The following is a 20,490-nucleotide window of genomic DNA, read 5'->3' on the forward strand; positions in this document are numbered from 1 at the left end:
CTCATATCCGTGAATTCAACGACGGGAGGCGAGGTCGGACACGATGCCGTCGATGCGCCCGTCGAGGTCGTAGAACCACAGGAGCACGGCCATGACGACGACCATCGCGACCGGCACCCACACGAAGGTGTTCACCATCGCGGCGATCGTGCCGGCGGACTGCACGGCGGCGGCGCCGTCGTAGCCGGACGCGCCGAGCACCCATGCGATCGCGGCGGCGGACACGCCCATCGCGACCTTCATCGAGAAGCTCGACGAGCTGAACACGATGCCGTCGGAGCGCACGCCGGTGGCCCATTCGCCGTAGTCGACCACGTCGGCGCTCATCGCGTTGAGCGCGGCGTTCATCGGCACGATGCCGATCATGCGCACGATGATCGAGACGAAGAACACCCATAGGTTCGCGGGGTCGACGAACACGAGCAGGCTGCCCGCCACGACCAGCACGAGGCCGGCGAGCGAGGAGTTGCGCTTGCCGAACCGTGCGACCAGAGGACTGGCGAACGGCAGGACGACGACCATCGGGATGACGGTGGCCAGGCCGATCACGGCGGTCAGGTTGGCGTTGCCGAGCACGTACTTGGCGATGTAGGCGGCCATGCCGTTGGCGATGCCGTTGTAGACCCACAGCGCGAAGTTGAGGCCGAGCGTGAGCCACCAGTAACGATTGCGCGCCAACGCGCGGAAATGCTCGGCGACGGAACGACGCGCGATGCCGTCGCCCGATGCGGAGGAGCCCCCGACGACCTCGCGCGTGTTCGCGAAGGTGAACCAGTAGCCGAACGGGATCAGCACGGCGATCACGCCGAAGAACACGCTCCAGCCGAGCGACGAGCCGCCGAACATGCCGATGACCGGCATGGCGAGCACGTAGACGAGCATCGCGCCCACGTTCGCGGTGGTCATGCGGAAGATGTTGAGGGTCGTCTTCTCGTTCGTGTCGTCGGTGAGCAGCGACGTGAGCGAGGCGTAGGCGACGTTGACGGTCGAGTACGCGACGTTGACGAGCGTGTAGACGGCCCACGCGTAGACGATGCCGGCGAGGGAGTTCCCGAACGGGTCGGCGAACAGGAACAGGAACGCGGCGCCGTACGCGAGGCCGCCGAACAGCATCCACGGGCGGGCCTTGCCCCAGCGGGACTTCGTCTGGTCGACGAGGATGCCGACGGACAGGTCCCAGAAGGCGACGGCGAGACGCACGACGAGCAGCATCATGGCGATCATCGACGGGTCGAGGCGGACCACGTCCGTGTAGAACATCGTCAGGTAGGTGGACATGGCGATGTTGCCGATGGACGTCCAGAAATCGCCCATGCCGAAGGCGAACCGGGTGAGGAAGGTGAGTCGCGGGGATTTCGACGAGGTCATCACCGTCTCCTCAGGCGACCTTGCGGATGCGCACGGCCATGTACTGGCGGCCGAGTTCGACCCTCACCTTGCCCTCGTAGACGCCGGGCAGCGTCTCGACGGTCATGTTCCACGTGTCGATGACGTCGACCGTGTACCTGGCGCCGGCGGGCAGCGGGAACTCACGGTAGGCGGGACGGAACCAGCCGAGGTAGACGAGCTGGAAGTCGGTGCCGGAGCGCAGGACCGGCACGTCCCAGTACTGGATGCCCTTCTCGAGCGTCGGGGTCAGCGCCGTGCCCTCGGGCAGCGGCGAGGCGACCGGCCAGACGTCGCCTGGCGCGAGGGAGGCGTCGAGCGGCGTGGCGTCGAGCGGAACGTCGGCGAAGACCTTCCTCATGAATGCGATGCGGGCCGGCGATTCGCCGTGCAGTTCGCCGCCGTGGGCCCACCAGACCTGCTCGCCCTTGTCGATGAAGGTCTCGCCGTGGGTCACGTAGCCGCCGCGCATGGCGCCCTCCCAGAAGCGGCGGGTGAGCTCCTCGCCGGTCAGGTTGCCCCAGCCCCAGTAGATGTTGCCCTCGTAGCCGGGTTCGTCGCACACGACCGGCTTGCCGTAGGCCTTGCGCCAGTCGGCCACGCATTCGGTGGTGCGGGTGACGTCGACGCGCTGGATGGAGCAGTGGGTGCACCACGGCTCGTTGTAGTCGTAGATCGGGATGCAGTTGTGGATGGAGCGCAGGTGGCCGAACGCGTCGTTGCCCATGACGACGCGGGCGTAGTCGCGCCAGTCCTCGAGGCTCTTCCAGGGCAGGAGGTCGTACTCGTTGGCCAGGGACCACCAGATGTTGCGGTAGGCGCCGTAGCGGCGGGCCATGTACTTGAGGTAGAACTCGTCCTCGGCCTTGGTCATCTTCGAGAAGCCCCATTCGGGCTTGTCGTACGGGTGCAGCAGGATGACGTCCGCCTCGATGCCGAGGTCGCGCAGCTGCGCGATGCGACGGTCGAGGTTCTCGAAGAACGGCTCGTTGAAGCGCGTGTGGTCGAATCCCTCGGCCATGGAGCCCGGGTAGGCGAACATGGCGGGGTCGGCGGTGTTGAAGTCGTAGAACTTGGGGAACACGCACATGCGGATCTTGTTGAAGGGCGCGTGCGCGAGGGTTTCGACGGTGCGGTCCTGCACGTCCGGCGCCTGGTTGGTCCATGCGTAGCAGGTGGTGCCGTACGGCTGGTAGTCGGTGCCGTCCTCGTAGCTGAAGCGGTAGGCGAGCTCGGGGCCGTAGGCGTCGCGGGCCGCGCCCTTGGCGACGTCCCTGGCGGGCAGCACGCGGCCGTGGTTGCCTTCGGATGCCGGGTCGACGGCGATCGCGCCGGCATGGCCGGCGAGCGCCGGGTCGGTGGCATGGGTCTCGTAGGTCCATGCGCCGGTGCCGACGGGCATGAAGCGCACGCCGTAGCGGCCTTCGCCGCGGTAGAAGCCGCCGACCTCGATGGTGCGGCCGGTCGCCGTGTGGGTGAACGTGGCGGACAGTTCGACGTCCGCGTAGGGGTTGCCGGCGGCGGTTCCGGTGAGGTTGAGTTCGAACATCGCGTACTGCTCGACATGCATCGGTTCGTTCATGATGGGGCGCTTTCTGTATCTGGGTGCGCACGGCGACGTGCGCGGGTGGTTGCGTTGTCGTGACCGATAACGGGCGGATACCGGAACCCATCCGTTCGTTATTAGTTACTGATAGGTAAGTTACGACGATGCGACGACGCTGTCAAATCGCGCGACACGCCGGCGGCCACTCTGAGCCACCGCTCTGGACCACCGCTCTGGACCCGCCGCCCGGACCGGTTCAGCGGCAGCCGTCCCATTGCGGCGATGGGAACAGGTAGTCGGCATACCGTTCCCATTCGGCGACGAAGTCGATGCCGTCCGGGTTGGCCAGCCAGCGGCCCTCCAGACCGTAGAGCGCGGCGTTCGCCAGCATGTAGACGAATTCACCGTCGACCCCCTCCGGCAGCAGCCATTCGTGGGCGCGGAACTCGGCGGCCATGCGCGCCGGACGCTCGGCGAAATAGGAGTAGGCGGGATGCACCGGCGACATCGCCTCGGCGTTGAGCATCTCGAACACCTTGGCCAGCTGCGGGCGTCGCACCTGCTGTTCGACCACCTCGTGCAGCGCCTCGGGGATGCGCGGCCTGTCGCCCTCGCGGTCGCCGCCTGGCGCGAAACGCGCGAGATAGCGCGCGATGGCGTCCGACTTGTCGTAGTGGCGTTCGATGACGGCGATGAGCAGCCCCTGCTTGCTCTTGACCCGATGAATCACGGCTGTCTGCGAGATGCCGATCTCGTTGGCGACGTCCTGCAGGGACATGCCGTAGTAGCCCTTCTGCGCGATGAGGTTCACCGCCACGTCGACGATCTGCTCGAACCGCTCCTCCGAGCTCATGCGCTTCCGCGCGGGCTTCTTCCGCCGAGCGTCGGCGGCGTGGTCGTTGATCAGCTCGGCGATGCGCGAGCGTTCGTTCATGTTCTCCATCGCGGTTTCATCCCCCATCGAGGCTCCCCGGCAGGCGTGGACGCGGGCGGTCCGCCCACGGCGCCCCGCCCTACATCGACTTCGGCGACGAACCCCTCACATCAATGGTTACTATGTGGTAATCATTCTGCCACCGACTTTGGGAAACGCATCGCGACACGCCGCTTTTGACAAACCCAGGAGCCGTTTCTATATTCTGAAGTTACCGAGTAGTAATTACCAACTACTCAACCGGAACACAGCAGTTACCCACCCACCCATCCATACCGCCAAGGAAGGCATCCCATGGAAACCCAGGCAATCGCCAGCGAGGAACTGGCCCCGGACACCGGCAAACCCGTCAGCAAGCTCAACCTCGGCCGCTTCGGCGCCGGCTTCATCTTCTTCTGCGTCGTCTTCATGATGTCGGGCACCATCGGCTCGACCGTCCTGCTGCCCGCCCGCTTCGACACGCTCGGCATCGGCCGCGGCGAGACGATCCTGGGCACGATGAACTCCATCGGCATCATCTTCGCCCTCATCTCCAACGTCATCTTCGGCGCGCTGTCCGACTCCTCGCACTCCCGCTTCGGCAAGCGCACCCCGTGGATCATCGTCGGCGGCCCGATCGCCGGCATCGGCTTCTACCTGACCTCCATCTCCCCCACGCTCGTCACCATCGTCGCCTCCTGGTCGCTGCTGCAGATCGGTCTGAACTGCATGATCGCGCCGTGCGTGGCGATCCTGTCCGACCGCGTGCCGCAGAAGTACCGCGGCACGATGAGCGCCTTCTACGGCGCCGGCCAGATCGTCGGCCAGTCGATGGGCACCATCATCGGCTCCGCGTTCATCAACGCCCCGAAGACCGGCTTCCTCATCGGCACGGTCTGCTGGTTCCTGTGCGGTCTGGGCACCGTCCTCCTCATCCCCCGCGAGCTGCCCTCCAAGGCCGCGGACGGCGAACGCTTCGACCTCAAGTCCACGCTGATGCAGTTCCGTCCGCCGACCAAGGGCGCCGCCGACTTCTACAAGGCGCTCGTCGGCCGTCTGATGCTCATCTTCGGCTACAACATGATCGTCGGCTACCAGCTGTACGTGTGCATGCGCTACATCGGCCAGGACAAGGTCGCCGCCTCGGCCACCGTGTCCACGATGGCGGTCATCACCATGGTCGTCTCCCTGGCCGTCTCCCTCGCCTCCGGCCCGATCTCCGACCGCATCGGCAAGCGCAAGCTGCCCGTGTTCATCTCCTCCGCCATCATCGCCGTCGGCATCGCCGTGCCGTGGCTGTGGCCCACCAAGACCGCGATGCTCGCCTACGCCGCGCTCATGGGCATCGGATACGGCATCTACATGGCCGTCGACCAGGCGCTCAACATCGACGTGCTGCCGAACCCGGACGAGGCCGGCAAGGATCTCGGCATCCTCAACCTCGCCAACACGCTCGGCCAGGTCATCGCCCCGATCGCGGTCTCCTCGATCGTCGTGGCCACCGACGGCAACTACTTCCTCGTGTTCCCGGTCGCCATCGCCGCCGTCATGGTCGGCGCCGTCATCATCCTCTTCATCAGGAAGGTGAAGTGACGTCCGCCTGACGGACGGTCCGACCGACATCCCCATCCCATGACGTGACGGCGTCCCGCCCGTCGAAACCGAAGCGATTCGGCTCGACGGGCGGGACGCCGTCACGTATACGCGCAGTCGCGCGGAATCACATCGTCACGCCATCCATCCCGCGTGCCACACGTGCGTGAGATCCCACGGGTCGAGACGCGAGTCGTCCGTCACGATGCCGTCGCCGCCGACCGGCGCGAGGCGCGCGAGCCGGCCGGACACGTCGCGGCCGCCGCGCAGACGATAACTCCAGTAGATCCGCCCGGCGGAGACGTTCCACGCGTCGCGCTGCATCGCGGCGACCGCGCGGTAGACGTCGCGGCGGCGCGCGACGTCGTCCACGCGCGCCGCGAGCCGGTTCGCGATGCACCATTCGCCGACCATGACCGGCGTGAACCGCGCGGCGCGGCGGATGCGGCGCGCGTGCCACGCCGTGAACAGCCGGTACCAGCGCATGAGCCACGCGTCCGGCAGCGCGCGGAACAGCGCCTCGGGCCGTTCCGACATGACGAGATAGACGTGCGTGTCGAGGAGGACGTTCCGCATGCCTTCGCGCGCGAACCAGCCGCGCCACCGCCCGAGCCGGAATCCGTCGTGGAAGACGATGACGGGATCGTCGCCGAGGATCGGCCGCAGACGCCGGTACGCCGCACGGTAGAACCGTTTGAGGAACCGCGTCGGAATGTGCCCGCTCCCCCGCGCCTCACGCGGGTCCTTCGCACGCGAGCTCGACGGCGACAGGAGGTAGGTGAGCCGGTCGACCGGCTCGTTGAGCACTTCGATGCCGTACAGCGCGGGCCGGTCGCGGTAGCGTTCCGCGAGACGGGCGAGCACGTCCAGCGCGAACGCGACGTGCCGCGGACTCCTGTGCCAGCGGACCACACCGGTGATGCCGCCGTTGTCGAATCCGTTCTGCGAGCCGGGCACGGTGTGCAGGTCGATGAGTACCTTGATTCCGACGCGTTCCGCCCAGTCGAACGCGCGGTCGAGATGGTCGATGCAGCCGGGATGGCCGGGCACGTCGCCGAAGACGAAATACGGCACGGGGATGCGCACGAGATTCAACCCATGGGCGGCGATGGCGCGGAAATCGTCTTCGGTGACGTAGGTGTCGCGATGACGGCGCAGCAGGCGTTCCAGTTCGGCCGGGTCGGCCGTCCGGTGCAGCCAGATCTCGTCCTCCTCGCCGCTCGCGCGGAACAGGCCGGGCGTCATCCACCGCTCCAGCACCAGCCAGCCGCCGAGGTTCACGCCGTCGATGCGTTCGTCGGCGGTCGCCGCATCCGTCATGTTCCCGTTCACGTCATGCATCGCCGTCCCCGTTCCGCCGCAACCGTCCTTCATGCAAGCATAGGCCGGACGGTTCCCGGGGAGGGGCGATCGGGACGAACGCACGCCGGTTCCCTCGCAGCGTGAAACCCCCGGCCCGCCGGGGTGGGCGGGATCGGGGGTTCACGCATGTCCGGGAGCCGATACCGTCACGCGACGGTGAAAGTGACGCGCTTCAAGTCCGTGCGACGCGACGAGTGGCCGATGAGGAGCTCGAACTCGCCGGGCTCGACGATGCGGTTGGCGTCGGCGTCCACGATGGTGCAGTCGGCGACCGGGATGTCGAACGCGACGGTCGCGGTCTCGCCCGGCTCGAGCGTGACGCGGCGGAACGCCTTGAGCTCGCGGTCGGTCCAGCTGTAGGAGGTGACGATGTCGCCCACGTACGCCTGCACGACCTCGGTGCCCGCGCGGCGCCCCGTGTTGGTGAGGGCAATCTCGGCGTGCACGGTGTCGGATCGCGCGAACGTGCCGTCCGCGTTCGACGCGCCGCCGACGATCGTCGGCTCGCCGTAGGCGAACGTCGTGTAGCCCTCGCCCTCGCCGAACGCGAACGCCGGGTCCTGCGTGAGGTCGGCGTAGCGGTCGCCGTGCTGGCCGCGGATCTGGTTGTAGTAGACCGGCAGCTGGCCCGCGTGGCGCGGGAAGGTGATCGGGAGCCTGCCGGACGGGTTCACCTCGCCGAGGATGATCTCGGCGATGGCCCGGCCGCCCTCCATGCCCGGGTTCGGTGCCCACAGGATGGAACCGGCGCCGGCGGCGGGATCGTTGCAGCGGCCGGCGAGCACGCCGGAATCGCCGACGATGGAGCGCGGCAGCACCTGCGGTTTGGAGCTCACGAGCACGGTGACCATCGGCTTGCCGGTCTCGCGGGAGACCGCGGCGATCGCGTCGAGCAGCGCGTTCTGGCCGCCGAGCAGTTCGAGCGTGGCGGTGGAGCAGGTCTCGCCGACCAGCTGCACCACGTCTCCGACGACGGCGACGATGAGGTCCGCCTCGCGCGCGGCGGCGACGGCCTCGTCGAGCAGCGCCCGGTCGACGGGCGCGCTCACGCCGATCTTCGGGCGTGGCTGACCGTCCGGGTAGAACTCGCCTTCCGGGTCGGGCACGAGGTCGATGACGTCGGCGCCGCGGGCGTAGGTGACCTCGCATGCGTCGCCGGCGATCTTGCGGAATCCGTCGAGCACGGTGGTGATCATGTCGCGCGGGTGGCCGTCGGGCATCCAGCCGACCTGGCCGGAGTTGCCGGCCCAGTCGCCGAGCTGGTTCTGGGCGTCGTCGGCGAGCGGGCCAACCACGGCGATGCGCTTGCGCGCGCCGGAGCCGGTTCCGGCGACCGCCGCGACCGGGCGGGCGTCGAACGGCAGTCCGCCGTCGTTGCGCAGCAGGGCGACGGATTCGCGGGCGAGTTCGAGGTTGACGCGGCGGTGCTCCGCGGAGCCGATGACGGCCTTGATGCGGGCCGCGTCGGGCAGGCGCGGGTCCTCGAACAGGCCGAGGCGGAACTTCAGGGCGAGGATGCGCGCGACGGCCTCGTCGATGAGCGATTCGTCGAGCAGACCGGTCCTGACGGCCTCGATGGCGCCGTCGTAGAACCGCGGGGTGGTCATGACCAGGTCGTTGCCGGCGCGGACCGCGTCGGCGGCGGCGTGCACGTAGTCGGGCTTGACGTGCTGCTCCCACACGGAGCGGCCGACGTTGTCCCAGTCGGTGATGAGCGTGCCGTCGTACTTCCAGGCGCCGCGCAGCTTGTCGGTGAGCAGCCACTTGTTGAACGTGACCGGCACGCCCTCGATGGACTCGTAGCCGAGCATGAACGTGCCGCAGCCCTCCTTGGCGACGCGTTCGAACGGCGGCAGGAACCAGGATTCGAGCTTGCGGTGGCTCAGGTCGGCCTCGGAGGCGTCGCGGCCGCCCTGGGTCTCGGAGTATCCGGCGAAGTGCTTGGCGCAGGCGAGGATCGCGTCCTTCGGCAGCGGCTCGCCGGCCTTGGCGCCGCCCTGGTAGCCTCGGACCATGGCGGAGGCGAGTTCGCCGATGAGCGTCGGATCCTCGCCGAAGGTCTCGTCCACGCGCCCCCAGCGGGTGTCGCGGGCGATGCACAGCACCGGGGAGAACGTCCAGTGCACGCCGGTGCAGGACACCTCCTCGGCGGTGGCGTGTCCGGCGGCCTCGACGGCCTCCGGGTCCCAGCTGACGGCCATGCCGAGCTGGGAGGGGAAGATGGTGGCGCCGGGCCAGAAGGAGTAGCCGTGGATGCAGTCGTCGCCGATGACCAGCGGGATGTGCAGGCGGGTCCTGGTGTTGACGGTCTCGACGGCGCGGGGCAGGTCCTCCGGGCTGGTGTGCAGGATGGAGCCGACGTGGCGGCCCACGATGAGGTCGTCGAGGTCGCCGCCGCGGGCGTCGAGCTGCATCATCTGGCCGACCTTCTCCTCGAGGGTCATGCGGCCGAGCAGGTCGGCGATGCGCTCGGAGACGGGCAGGTCTGGGTTCTCGTAGGGCAGTGGTTCCGTGGTCGTGGAGGTTTCGGTCATCGTGTCGTCGTCCTTCCTTGGATGCCAAGCGTTGTCAGTCGATCGTAGTCAGTCGATGACGAAGGTGTTGAAGGAGCGCGGCGCGAGCGTGACCTTGAGGCCGCGCGAGGCGTCGGCCGGGTCGGCGAACTCGAACGGACGCTCGGTCTCCAGCGCGTTCTGGGCCACGACGACCACCGTGCCGTCCGGGTTGCGGAAGGCGATGGCCATGGAATTGAAGTGGCCGGTGGTGCCGAGCACCTTCGCGCCGGGGCGCACGTACGCGGAGAAGTGGCGCATCACGTAGTATTCGGGGTTGCGGCGCACCTCGTGCGTGTCGGCGGTGATGGTGAACAGGGAGTTCTGCCACCAGCCCCACGTGGAATCCTGATCGTCGAGGATCATGTTCCAGTAGGTGTACGCGGTGGCGCCGTTCCTGAAATAGTGGTTGACGAGGTGGAACACGTATTCGGCGTACTCCCACGTGTTCTTGCCGTCGCCGCACTCGGACTCGGACTGAATGAGCTCGATCTCCGGCCAGGATTCGTGCGTGCGCGCGATGCAGTTCTGGCCGGCCCACTGGTAGGCGATGCCCTTGATGTAGTGGCGGGCACCGTCGTCGAAGAGGATGTCGTCGACGAAGCGGTTGTAGTTGTTGAGCTTCATGCCGTAGCCGTCGCCGGTCCAGGCCATGTCCTCCGGGCCGTTGAGCGTGCCCAGCCAGATGTCGGCGTCGAGGCCGGCCTCGTCGAAGGCGGGGCCGAGGTAGTCGCGGATGAACTCCTTGAGCGCGTCGGAATCCCACAGGGCGCTCGGGAACTTCTGGTCGGCGAACACCTCGTTCTGCACGTGCAGCTGGTCGACCGTGATGCCATGTTCGGCGTACGCCTGCACGTACTTGACGAGGTACTTGGCGTAGGCCCTGAGGTTCTCGGGCGTGCGCACGAGGCGGCCGTAGTTGTAGGCCTTCGGGCGCTTCATCCAGGTCGGCGGGGACCACGGGCTGGCGAAGAGGCGCATGTCCGGCTGCCATTCCTGGGCGCGGTGGATGTACGGGATGAGGGTCCGCTCGTCGTGTTCGACGGAGAAGTGCTCCATCTCGTAGTCGCCGTCGACCTCGTCGTAGCTGTACCAGTGGTCGGCGAAGTCATTGGCGCCGACGGGCGCGCGGTTGAACGTGAAGTTCATCTCGTCCGGGCTGAACAGCTCCTTGATGATCTGGTCGCGTTCGGCTTCGGTGACGGTCTGCAGCGGCAGCCAGCCGAGCTCGTTGAAGCAGCCGCCGAAGCCGCGCAGCGCCTGATGCTCGGTGCCGTCGAGCGCGAGGTCCGGCGCGCTCGTGGCGCCGGTGGCGGCGATCTCGGCCGAACGGTCGGCGAGCTTCGCGTCGGGGGTGGTGGCGATCCAGGTGGTCATGATGGGGTCCTTTCCTTGTCTGCGATGATGTTCCGGTATGTGATGACGTTCCGGGGGGTATGTGACGTCCGATGGATGAGGGATGCGGGATTGCCCGATGGGGTTACTTGACGCCCTTGATCATCATGATGAACACGCAGCCGAGCAGCGCGAACACGATGGAGATCGGGAAGGCGGCGGCGTAGCCGAGGGTGATGGTGATGACGGACATGAGCACCGGGCCGAGCATCTGGCCGAGCGTGGTGGCGAGGTTGAGGACGCCGAGGTCCTTGCCGGCCTCCTCCTTGTTGGGCAGCACGTCCACGTTGAGGGCCTGGTCGACGGAGGAGTAGACGCCGTAGCCGAGGCCGGCGATGCCGGCGTAGAGGAACATGCCCATGGCGGTCGGCATGATCCACGGCATGGCCATGCCGATGGCGAACAGGATGGAGGCGGCGATGACGGGCAGCTTGCGGCGGCCGATGACGTCGGAGATCGGGCCGGCGACCACGGAGCCGGACAGGGAGACGACCATGGTGATGAGGGACATGGTGGCCATGGCGGCGCCGGCGGCCTTGTCGTCCAGGCCGATGTACTTCTGGAAGATGAGCAGCTGGTAGACGGTGATCATCTGGTAGCTCAGCAGCATGCACAGGCGGCCGGCGAACGCCTTGTAGAAGTCGTGGGCGGTGGAGAATTTCGGCGGGATGAAGCTGCGGAGCACGTCGGTGGCCTTGCCCTCGTCCTTGGGCAGGAAGTCGGCGGAGGATTCCTTCGGCACGATGACGACGGCGACGACGCCGCCGAGGAACATGAGGACGCCGGCGAGGACGAAGCCCGGGAACGGGTCGAGGATGAACGCGGAGCCGATGAGGGTGCCGATCGGGGCGCCGCAGGTCTGGCCGGCGCCGAAGAAGGCGGACATGGTGCCGCGCACGTTCATCGGGATGCGGTCGGAGATCATGGCGACCAGCGGGGCGATCATGGCGTTGAGGCCGAACATGCACAGGCAGTAGATGACGGTGATGGCCACGGCGTTGGTCACCATGCCGGTGAGGAACAGGGTCGCGCCGCCGAGGATGGCGCCGAGCACGATGAACGGGGTGCGGCGGCCCCACTTGGAGCGGGAGCGGTCGGACAGGGTGCCGAACAGCAGGTTGGAGACGAGGGACGCGACGGCGGTGCAGGCGTTGATCACGCCGGTCAGGCCTTCGACGTCCGGGCCGAAGATGGACTGCAGGTGCTTGGTGAGCAGCACGGCGGACACGATGGCCAGGCCGCTCATCCACAGCAGGCCGAAGACCAGGAATCCGACGCCGAACCGGATCAGCGTGGCCTTGTCCATCGTCCTGCCGGTCTCCGGCGACAGGGCCGGGTCCTTGTCGGCCGCCTCGATGTTCGCGTTGTATGCCGCCAGACGTTCGTCGGCGGGGATTGCGGTTGGTGCAATCATCCTTGACCTCTGTTTCTTGCTTCCGCTGTCTGCGTTGACTTTTTATCTAACGTTCATTAGATATAATGAGAGCATAACACCGAGGGAAAACCCTTGTCAAGGAGTTATCTAACGTCTATTAGGTATTAGAAATCCCAAGATTCCGCCAATGTTGACGCAATCACAACCGGAATACGGCGTGTCGCGACACCAATTTATCTAACAAATCATAGATACAGACGCGGCGGCCACCCCGCACACACGGGGCGTCCGCCGCCGGCTACCGGTATCCGTCCCATACCGGCGAAGGGAAAATCATCGCCTCGAACGCCAGCCATTCGTCGTACAGGTCCACCGGAGGCTCCCGCATCCATCGCAGCTGCACGCCGTCCATCGCCTCGACGCACCGGCGCACCACCGGGCGCATCGTCTCCGACCACTCCCCCATCTCGGGCGGAATCGTCCACGCATAGCGGGAATAGTGGTCCCACACCGCCTCGGAACGATGCTCGAAGTACTCGCGCAGCGGGTGGTCGGGACTGAACGACTCGGATTCGAGGATCATGTACAGGCGCACGAGCTCGCGCCGCCGCGCGTTGTAGCGCACCAGATACCGCAGGTAGGCGGGGAACAGCAGCCGGTCCGGACCGCTGCCCGGCAGCCCCGACCGCATGAAGTCGTCGGGGGTGCCGTACATGTCGTATCCGTCGGTGATGAGCAGCGACAGCAGGCCCTCCTTGTTGCCGATGTAGTGCAGCAGGCCGGGCTGGCTCATGCCCACCGCGTCGGCCACGTCCTTGAGCGAGGTGCCGTAGTAGCCCTTCTCCCCCACCAGACGGATCGCCGCCGCCGTGATCTCCGCACGCCTCTCCTCGGGGCTCTTGCGCACCCGCTTCTGCTTCACCGTAGCCATGCCCGCCAGTATATCGAATACCCGTTCGACACCACCATTCTCAGGCACGCTGGAGGAAGTCACGCTCGAACTGCTCGCGCAAGCCCGATCCGGCATGTCTCGCATGGAGATCCAGCAACGTCTCGGCATCAACAAGAACCGAGCCGCCTACGTGCTGCGCAAGCTCGAACACGAGCAGCATCGTCGCCACCGGCACGGCCCGCAATACGCGTTACGCCATACCGCAATGATTGCCGAATCGGCAACCGCCCTCCGTCGCGGATCGCCCGTCCCCCCTGCTCCGATCGCAGCGCACGGTCGCATACGAGACCAACGCACGATATACAAAACGTCAAATACATTGGACAATCACAATTCAAAAACTATAATTGACCAGTATATTTGACGTTCTTACCGAATCGAGCTCATGGTGATCAGTCACAACGAACGGAACACCCCACATTATCTCCCGAGACCGGAGCTGCTTGGCCGAATCCTCGCCCATCGCGACACCCCCGACGTCAAGGTCATCATCGGAGTCAGACGCTGCGGAAAATCGACCGCCCTCGCCATGTTCGCCGACGCGCTGGCCGCGGACGGCGTTCCCGAGCAAAACCTGTTCTACAAGCGGTTCGACGCATTCGATGTGCCCCTCGACTACGATGCCGCGGATCTGCACGAAGAACTCATACGGGCGACTGGCGAAGCCGATGAGGCATACCCGTTCACCGTGATGTTGGATGAGATCCAGGACGTCCCCGGATGGGAGAAGGTTGTCCGGCGCCTGCATACCCGAGAACACACCGATGTCTACATCACCGGATCCAACGCCAACCTGCTCTCCAGCGACCTCGCCACCTATCTGACCGGACGGTACATCGAGATTCCTTCATTCCCGCTGTCATTCGGCGAATATCTCGGATTCTCACGCAATCTGACGGATGCGCCGGAACGATCCGATGACGATCTGCTCGCCGAATACCTGTTGTACGGCGGCATGCCCGGACTGTTCGCCCTGCGCACGCGCACCGCCGAAACCATCGGCGCCGAACTGCGCGACATCTACCGGTCCATCCTGTTCAAAGACGTGGCGCAACGATACGGCATACGCGATCTGGACGGATTGGAGAAACTGAGCCGCTTCCTGTTCTCGACCTCGGGATCGCTGTTCTCCGCGCGCAACGTCGCCAACACCCTGACCAGCGCCGGACACCCCATCAGCACGGGAACCGTCACCAGTCAGGTCGAGGCGTTGCGCCACGCATTCCTGCTGTACCGTGCCGAGCAGGAAGGCATGCAGGGCAAGACCGTGCTGCGCCCGCTCAGCAAATACTATCCGGTGGATAACGGCTTCCGGGGACTCGTCACCGGGTTCTCACCCCGTGACGTCGGAGCAAAGCTGGAATGCGCCGTATACATGGAACTGATCCGACGCGGCTATGCGGTCAGCATCGGCACCAGCGACAAGGCGGAGATCGACTTCATAGCCAGCCGCATGGAATCAGGCGGGACACGGAAACTGTACATCCAAGTCACCGCGAGCCTGCTGGACGAGACCACCCGCGCACGGGAGTTCGCCCCCCTTCTGGCACTCACCGACGCGTTCCCCCGCCTGATCGTCACGCTCGACCCCTATTCGGCCGGCATCAGCGACGAAGGCATCACCGTCGTCAACGCCAAGGACTGGCTGCTCCACGACGAACGGTGACGAGGACGACGACGGTGCGCCTGCAGCGGGCCCGCCGGCGGACCGGTCCGCTACAGACGCACCGGAGACACCGTCACTTCACCTTGCGGATGAGCATGATGACGACGGCGCCGACGAGCACGCAGGCGATGGCGATCGGGAAGATCAGCCTGTAGCTGTCCGTCGCCACGACGATGCCGCCGACGAGCACGGGGGCGAGCACCTGACCGACCGTGTTGGCGAGGTTGAGGATGCCGAGATCCTTGCCGGCCTCCTCCTGGCTGGGCAGCACGTCCACGTTGAGCGCCTGGTCGACGGCGATGTAGATGCCGTAGCCGGTGCCGGCGACGCCCGCGTAGAGCATCATGCCCAGCGCGGTGGGCATGGCGATCGGGATGGCGATGCCGGCGGCGATGATCACCGAGCCGACGGCGACGATGATCTTGCGGCGCTGCAGGCGGTCGGAGATCGGGCCGGAGACCACGGAGGTGACGATGAGCACGACCATCGAGATCACCGACATCGTGGAGATCGCCGTGCCGGAGTCGTCGACGGAGAGCCCCACGTACTTCTGCAGGATGTACAGCTGGTAGGTGGCGACCATCGACCAGCCGACCATGAGCAGCAGGCGGCCGACGAGCGCGAGGTAGAAGTCGCGGCAGTTGCGCGTCGGCGGGATGAACGAGCGGGCGATGTCGGCGGCGGTGCGGCGTTCGACGGTCACGCCCGCATCCTTGGACGAGCGTTCGCGCGGCCAGATGAGCACGGCGACGATGCCGGTGACGGCGAACAGCACGGTGCCGGTGAGGAAGCCCGCGCCCATGTGCTTGATGAACTGCGCGCCCAGGAACGTGCCGGCGGACTGGCCGACGATCTGCGCGCCGCCGTAGAAGGCGGAGAACGTGCCGCGCGTGCTTTCGGGGATGCGGTCGGAGAGCACGGCGACGGCGGGCGCGATCATCATGTTCACACCGATCTGCACGACGCACCATCCGCCGACGATGCCGGCGAGCGCGACGCTGTTGGCGGCGAACAGATAGCCGGCGGCGGTGACGATGCCGCCGAGCACGACCCATGGGTTGCGTTTGCCGAATCGGGAACGCGTCATGTCGCTCAGCGCGCCGAAGATGATGTTGGCGGCGAGCGCGAACACGCAGCCGACGGAGTTCATCGTGCCGAAGATCACCTCGGGCACACCGATGCCGAGTTCGGTGAACCGTTGCGGCAGGAGCACCTGCGAGCCGGAGGTGCCGGCGGTCATCCAGATCAGCGAGAACAATGCGAAGCCGATGCCGAAGCGCCATTTCTCGGTCGTGGTGAGCGGGCGTCCGCTGTCCGGGGCGATGTCGGACGGCATGCCGGCGGCGGTCTCTTCCTTGAGTGCCATGGTGTGTATTCCCTTTCGTGTGTGCGATGCGTGGGGCCGTCCGCCCTCGCGTGCGGGCGGACGGCGGCCTATGTGCGATGCGATGCGGCTCAGCGGGCGAGGCGCAGGTGATGGACGCCGGCGGCGAGCTCCTCGGTCTCGTGGCCGGGCACGTCCACGACGGCGGTGGCGCCGACCGGCACGGTGACGGTCAGGTCGACGGCGTCCGCGTCGTCGTCGGCCAAGGTCCACGAGACGGCGGCGGTGCCGTACGGCGTCAGGTGGGAGGTGGAGGCGTGGGTGAGACCGCCGCCGACGACGGGCGCGACGCGGAACCGCTTCCATCCGGGTTCGACGGCTTCGAGGCCGCCGATGTGCGCGTGCATCCATTCGGCCACCGAGCCGAGCGCGTAGTGGTTGAACGAGGTCATGCCGCCGGGGTTGAGCGAACGGTCGGGACGCATCGAGTCCCAACGCTCCCACGTGGTGGTGGCGCCCATCGTGACCTGGTAGAGCCAGCTGGGGCATTCGGTGGAGGTGAGCAGCGCGTACGCCTCCTCGTTGTGACCGGTCATGGTGAGGGCGGGCAGCACGAACGGGGTGCCGGCGAAGCCGGTGCTCACCTTGCCGCCCGATTCGCGCACGAGGCAGGCGAGGCGGTTGCCCGCCTTGACCTTGCGCACCGGTTCGCCGTCAAGCAGGCCGAAGGCGATGGCGAGCGCGTAGGCGCATTGCGTGTCGGAGGTCATCGTGCCGTCGAGGTGGGTGAAGCGGGCGAGGAACCCGGCGGTCACCTTGTCGCGCAGGGCGGCGAAGCGGCGGGTCTCCTCCTCGTGGCCGAGGATTTCGGCGATGCGCGTGGCCTGCGTGCAGGAGCGGGCGTAGAAGGCGGTGGCGACGAGCTCCTTCTCGGTCATGGCCTGGGTGGGGTCGTCCGGCGGGGCGGTGGGGTCGAGCCAGTCGCCGAGCTGTCCGAGCGGGTAGTCGGGCCTGCGGTCCCATACGCCGTCGTCGGAGAGGTATCCGGCGACCTCGTCGATCCAGTCGCGGCTCAGCTCCCACGAGTCGGCGAGCACCTGCGGGTCGCCGGATTCCATGTAGAGGGTCCACGGCACTTCGACGGCGGAGTCGCCCCACGTGGAGATGGCCTGCGGGTGCGCCCAGATGCCGAGCGGGACGAACGGCACGTAGAACGGCACGGTGCCCCACTTGGCCTGGTCGGCGCGCACGTCCTTCAACCAGCTGGACAGGAACCCGTGCACGTCGTACAGGTAGGCGGCGGTGGGCACGAACAGGCAGATGTCGCCGGTCCAGCCCATGCGCTCGTCGCGCTGCGGGCAGTCGGTGGGGATGGACACGAAGTTGGAACGCATCGACCATACGGCGTTGGCGTGCAGGCGGTCGAGCAGCGGGTCGGAGGTCTCGAGTCCGCCGGCGCGCGTCATGACGGAGTGGTAGACGCGGCAGTCCATGTCGTCGGCTGCGAGTTCGCCGGCGAAGCCTTCGATCTGCGCGTAGCGGAAGCCGTGCATCGCGAAGCGCGGCTCCCACCAGGCGTCGGCGCCGTCGGAGGTGTACACGTCGCACTGCTGGCCGCGGCGCAGGGTGCGCGTGGCGATGGTCCCGTCCGGTTCGAGGACTTCGACGTGGCGCAGCGTGACGCTCTGGCCGGCGGCGAGCCCGCGCATGTTCAGGCGGATGCGCTGCGTGCAGTTCTGGCCGAAGTCGACGAGCCAGATGCCGCGGCCGTCGTCGGTGGAGCCGATGCGGTCGATGGAGACGGGATCGTGGCGTTCGTGGGCGCGCACGGGCGAGGCGGTCGGGTTCTCGATGCGTGCGGGGTCGTAGTAGACCTCGGCGACGGGTTTCCAGGCGGAGTCGTCGAAGCCGGGTTCGGACCAGCCGGGCATTTCGAGGCGGGCGTCGTAGCGTTCGCCCTCGCACAGGTCGGAGCAGACGATCGGGCCGAGCTCGGTCTTCCAGCGGCGGTCCCAGGAGTTGGAGTAGACGGCGTCGGTGGTGCCGTCGGCGTATTCGACCTCGAGCTGGGCGAACACGCCGAGGCGGTCGCCGTAGTAGTTCGCGTAGCCGCCGTCGAAGCCGAGGCGGCCGCGGTACCAGCCGTCGCCGAGCCAGAATCCCATCGCGTTCGCGCCGGCGTCGAGGGCGTCGGTCACGTCGTAGGTCCACATCTCGACGCGGTTGTCGTAGTTGGTCCAGCCGGGGGTGAGCGCGTCATGGCCGACCTTGCGGCCGTTGATCTCCGCCTCGACGAGGCCGAGCGCGGTCAGGTAGAGGCGGGCGCGCACGGGGGCCGCCTTGAGTTCGACCTCGGTGCGCACGAGCGGCAGGTGGCGGTGGTCGCTTTCCGCTTCGGGCCAGGAGGGGCCGACGAAGTCGGCGATGTGGTCGTGTTCGTCGAACAGGCCGGCTTCGAAGCGGAGGGCGGCGCTGGGGGCGCCGAGCGGCTGGTGGGAGGCGGAGACGACCTGCACGGTGGCGCTCGCCTCCTCGCGCGAGACGAGCGGCTCGAACTGCCAGGGCACGAGCACGTTGCCGTCGACGGGCAGGTAGGTGTGCTGTTCGCGGGGCTTGGAGCCGGGCGTGCGGCGGGTGAGCGTGAGCAGGATCTGCGCGTCGGCGGGGACTTCGCGCGTGTAGGTCCAGTTGAGGCGCGGCCTGGCGGCGGGGATGCCGAGGACGTCGCCGGGGTAATGCTCGACGGTGAGGGAGGCGATGTCGAGGCCGTCGACGGGGGCGGCGGGCACGATCAGGGGTGCGGATGCGGTGGTGTCGGTCATGGCTGGGACTCCTTTGTCGATGGGATTCGGGATGCGTGCGATGCAGGGCCGGCTCCCCTCCTCGTTTCGCGGAGGGGAGCCGTGCCGGTTCAGGCGGCGGCCTGCGCGGCCTTGGCGAGCTGGCGTTCCTCGTCGGTGCCGTACTTCTTCTGGGCGCGGATCATGACCGTGCCGGCGATGCCTTCGATCACGACGATGCCGGCGAAGCACCACATGGTGGTCTGGATGGTCTCGGGCAGCACGAGCGCCGGGGTGACGAGGGCGAACAGGCCGCAGCACAGGCGGGAGAAGCCGTTGATGAAGCCCTGCACGGAGGCGCGGATCTCGATCGGGAAGGATTCCTGCGTCCACACCTTGTACATGGCCTCGCCGGCGAGCGGGGATCCGAGGTTCATGAACGCGGTGGCGCCGACGATGACCCACAGGTTCGCGCCGCCGAGCGCCATGGCCACCATGGCGATGATGCTGATGACGATGCCGGCGAAGAACGCCTTGTTGCGGTACTTGCCGCCGGCGATGGACGCGAAGACGATGTTGAGGACGAGGGTGACGAGGTTGAGGATGATGCCCAGGCCGGTGGCGAGCGACTGGGTGGCGCCGGCCTTGGAGAACATGTAGGTCTGGAACTGGCCCCACGTGTTGGCCAGCAGGTTCCAGCCGCAGTAGAAGACCACGATGGCGAGGAAGTAGGTGAGCAGGATCTTCCTGTCGGCGCCGAACAGCACCTTGGTGACGGACACCTTGGCGGAGTCGGCCACGCCGGCGGGACGGGCGGCGTCGCGGGCGTCGGCCTCCTCGTGGAAGCGGCGGAAGGTCGGGGACGCGACGCGCCACAGCCATGCGACGACGGCGAACGCGGCGAGGATGGTGAAGACCACGCGGCCGCCGGTGGCGCCGGACATCGTGGAGACGAGGAACGCGCAGATGAAGGAGATGAACACGCCGACCTGCCAGAACACCTGCGTGGTGGAGACAAGACGTGCGGCGGTGGCGTCGTCGGGGGCGTCGTGGGAGACGACGGTCATCGAGACCGGCAGGTCGGCGCCGGAGGCGAGGCCCGCGATGATCAGGCCGACGAGCAGCATCGTGAAGTCGCCGGCGAAGATGCAGATCGCGGCGCCGATGGCGTAGAACAGGTTGATCCAGTTGAAGAACAGCACGCGGCCGATGCGGTCGGCGATGCGGCCGCCGAACAGGGAGCCGAACGCGATGGCGAAGGTCAGGATGCCGGAGAGCAGGCCGACCTGCGTGGCGTCGAGGCCGAGGCCCTCCTGCCAGACGACGATGGTGGCCGACAGGCCGACGATGATGCCGGAGCCGAGCATCGAGCCGATGCCGGCGGCGAAGGCGAGCGGCATGTACTTGCCGAGACCGTTGCCCTGCTTCGTTGAAGCGTTCATGTGTTCTTCCTTACTGCTGAATCCATTCCCATCGCCTTCGCATGAATCGGAGACGACTTCCATTTCAGTTGTTTCAAGTATTTCAATGTGATTTCAACCTCTCATCAGGCACAATCAATCACCATCAAATACTTGAATCCTCGCGATTTCCCCGCAGACCCGCCGCATCGCCGGCCGACAATCCTCGGTGATTTCGTTGGTATG

At 66.9% G+C, this 20,490-nt stretch carries 14 protein-coding genes; 2 read left to right on the plus strand and 12 right to left on the minus strand.

Annotated features, from left to right (window positions below):
* Positions 1-15: 15 nt before the first annotated feature.
* From Uis4E_RS06735 to Uis4E_RS06745, 3 genes are all read right to left on the minus strand, one after another.
* Positions 16-1,368, minus strand: coding sequence for an MFS transporter (locus Uis4E_RS06735; RefSeq protein ID WP_101622434.1), 1,353 nt, complete (start codon positions 1,366-1,368; stop codon positions 16-18).
* Positions 1,369-1,378: 10 nt separating this feature from the next.
* The gene (locus tag Uis4E_RS06740; RefSeq protein ID WP_101622435.1) at positions 1,379-2,968 is read right to left on the minus strand and encodes a DUF5605 domain-containing protein; all 1,590 of its coding nucleotides are present in this window, start codon (positions 2,966-2,968) and stop codon (positions 1,379-1,381) included.
* 220 nt (positions 2,969-3,188) lie between these two features.
* On the minus strand, positions 3,189-3,893 hold the full coding sequence (locus Uis4E_RS06745; protein ID WP_101622436.1) for a TetR/AcrR family transcriptional regulator: 705 nt from the start codon (positions 3,891-3,893) through the stop codon (positions 3,189-3,191).
* Between the two features lie 267 nt (positions 3,894-4,160).
* On the opposite strand from Uis4E_RS06745, the gene Uis4E_RS06750 reads away from it, so the two are divergent.
* On the plus strand, positions 4,161-5,438 hold the full coding sequence (locus tag Uis4E_RS06750; RefSeq protein WP_101622437.1) for an MFS transporter: 1,278 nt from the start codon (positions 4,161-4,163) through the stop codon (positions 5,436-5,438).
* 135 nt (positions 5,439-5,573) lie between these two features.
* On the opposite strand, the gene Uis4E_RS06755 is transcribed toward Uis4E_RS06750, so the two are convergent.
* From Uis4E_RS06755 to Uis4E_RS11885, 6 genes are all read right to left on the minus strand, one after another.
* Positions 5,574-6,779 carry a glycoside hydrolase family 5 protein gene (locus tag Uis4E_RS06755; protein ID WP_243394405.1) on the minus strand — a complete coding sequence of 402 codons (1,206 nt, stop codon included), beginning with the start codon at positions 6,777-6,779 and terminating at the stop codon, positions 5,574-5,576.
* Positions 6,780-6,946: 167 nt separating this feature from the next.
* Positions 6,947-9,334 (minus strand): glycoside hydrolase family 3 N-terminal domain-containing protein, encoded by a 2,388-nt coding sequence (locus Uis4E_RS06760; protein WP_101622438.1) that lies wholly within the window; start codon positions 9,332-9,334, stop codon positions 6,947-6,949.
* A 48-nt stretch (positions 9,335-9,382) separates the two neighbouring features.
* The gene (locus Uis4E_RS06765) at positions 9,383-10,729 is read right to left on the minus strand and encodes a glycoside hydrolase family 30 protein (RefSeq protein ID WP_101622439.1); all 1,347 of its coding nucleotides are present in this window, start codon (positions 10,727-10,729) and stop codon (positions 9,383-9,385) included.
* A gap of 103 nt (positions 10,730-10,832) precedes the next feature.
* Entirely contained in the window at positions 10,833-12,161 is a 1,329-nt protein-coding gene (locus Uis4E_RS06770; RefSeq protein WP_101622440.1) for an MFS transporter, read from the minus strand.
* A gap of 259 nt (positions 12,162-12,420) precedes the next feature.
* Complete coding sequence (locus Uis4E_RS06775; protein ID WP_101622441.1) at positions 12,421-13,053, minus strand: TetR/AcrR family transcriptional regulator; 633 nt, start codon at positions 13,051-13,053, stop codon at positions 12,421-12,423.
* A 40-nt stretch (positions 13,054-13,093) separates the two neighbouring features.
* Positions 13,094-13,234 carry a hypothetical protein gene (locus Uis4E_RS11885; protein WP_165784895.1) on the minus strand — a complete coding sequence of 47 codons (141 nt, stop codon included), beginning with the start codon at positions 13,232-13,234 and terminating at the stop codon, positions 13,094-13,096.
* A gap of 225 nt (positions 13,235-13,459) precedes the next feature.
* Here Uis4E_RS11885 and Uis4E_RS06780 point away from each other — a divergent pair, with 225 nt between their 5' ends.
* A complete protein-coding gene (locus tag Uis4E_RS06780; protein WP_101622442.1) occupies positions 13,460-14,740 on the plus strand; it encodes an ATP-binding protein in 1,281 nt (426 codons plus the stop codon).
* Positions 14,741-14,813: 73 nt separating this feature from the next.
* Here the strand turns inward: Uis4E_RS06780 and Uis4E_RS06785 are convergent, their stop codons facing one another.
* The 3 genes from Uis4E_RS06785 to Uis4E_RS06795 form a co-directional block, all read right to left on the minus strand.
* On the minus strand, positions 14,814-16,106 hold the full coding sequence (locus Uis4E_RS06785; protein ID WP_101622443.1) for an MFS transporter: 1,293 nt from the start codon (positions 16,104-16,106) through the stop codon (positions 14,814-14,816).
* Positions 16,107-16,195: 89 nt separating this feature from the next.
* Positions 16,196-18,886: an alpha-L-rhamnosidase gene (locus Uis4E_RS06790; RefSeq protein WP_101622444.1), complete on the minus strand. Its 2,691-nt coding sequence runs from the start codon at positions 18,884-18,886 to the stop codon at positions 16,196-16,198.
* A gap of 89 nt (positions 18,887-18,975) precedes the next feature.
* Entirely contained in the window at positions 18,976-20,286 is a 1,311-nt protein-coding gene (locus tag Uis4E_RS06795) for an MFS transporter (RefSeq protein ID WP_101622445.1), read from the minus strand.
* Between the last annotated feature and the right edge of the window lie 204 nt (positions 20,287-20,490).

Source organism: Bifidobacterium parmae (genome assembly GCF_002860365.1).
Classification (GTDB): Bacteria; Actinomycetota; Actinomycetes; order Actinomycetales; family Bifidobacteriaceae; genus Bifidobacterium; species Bifidobacterium parmae.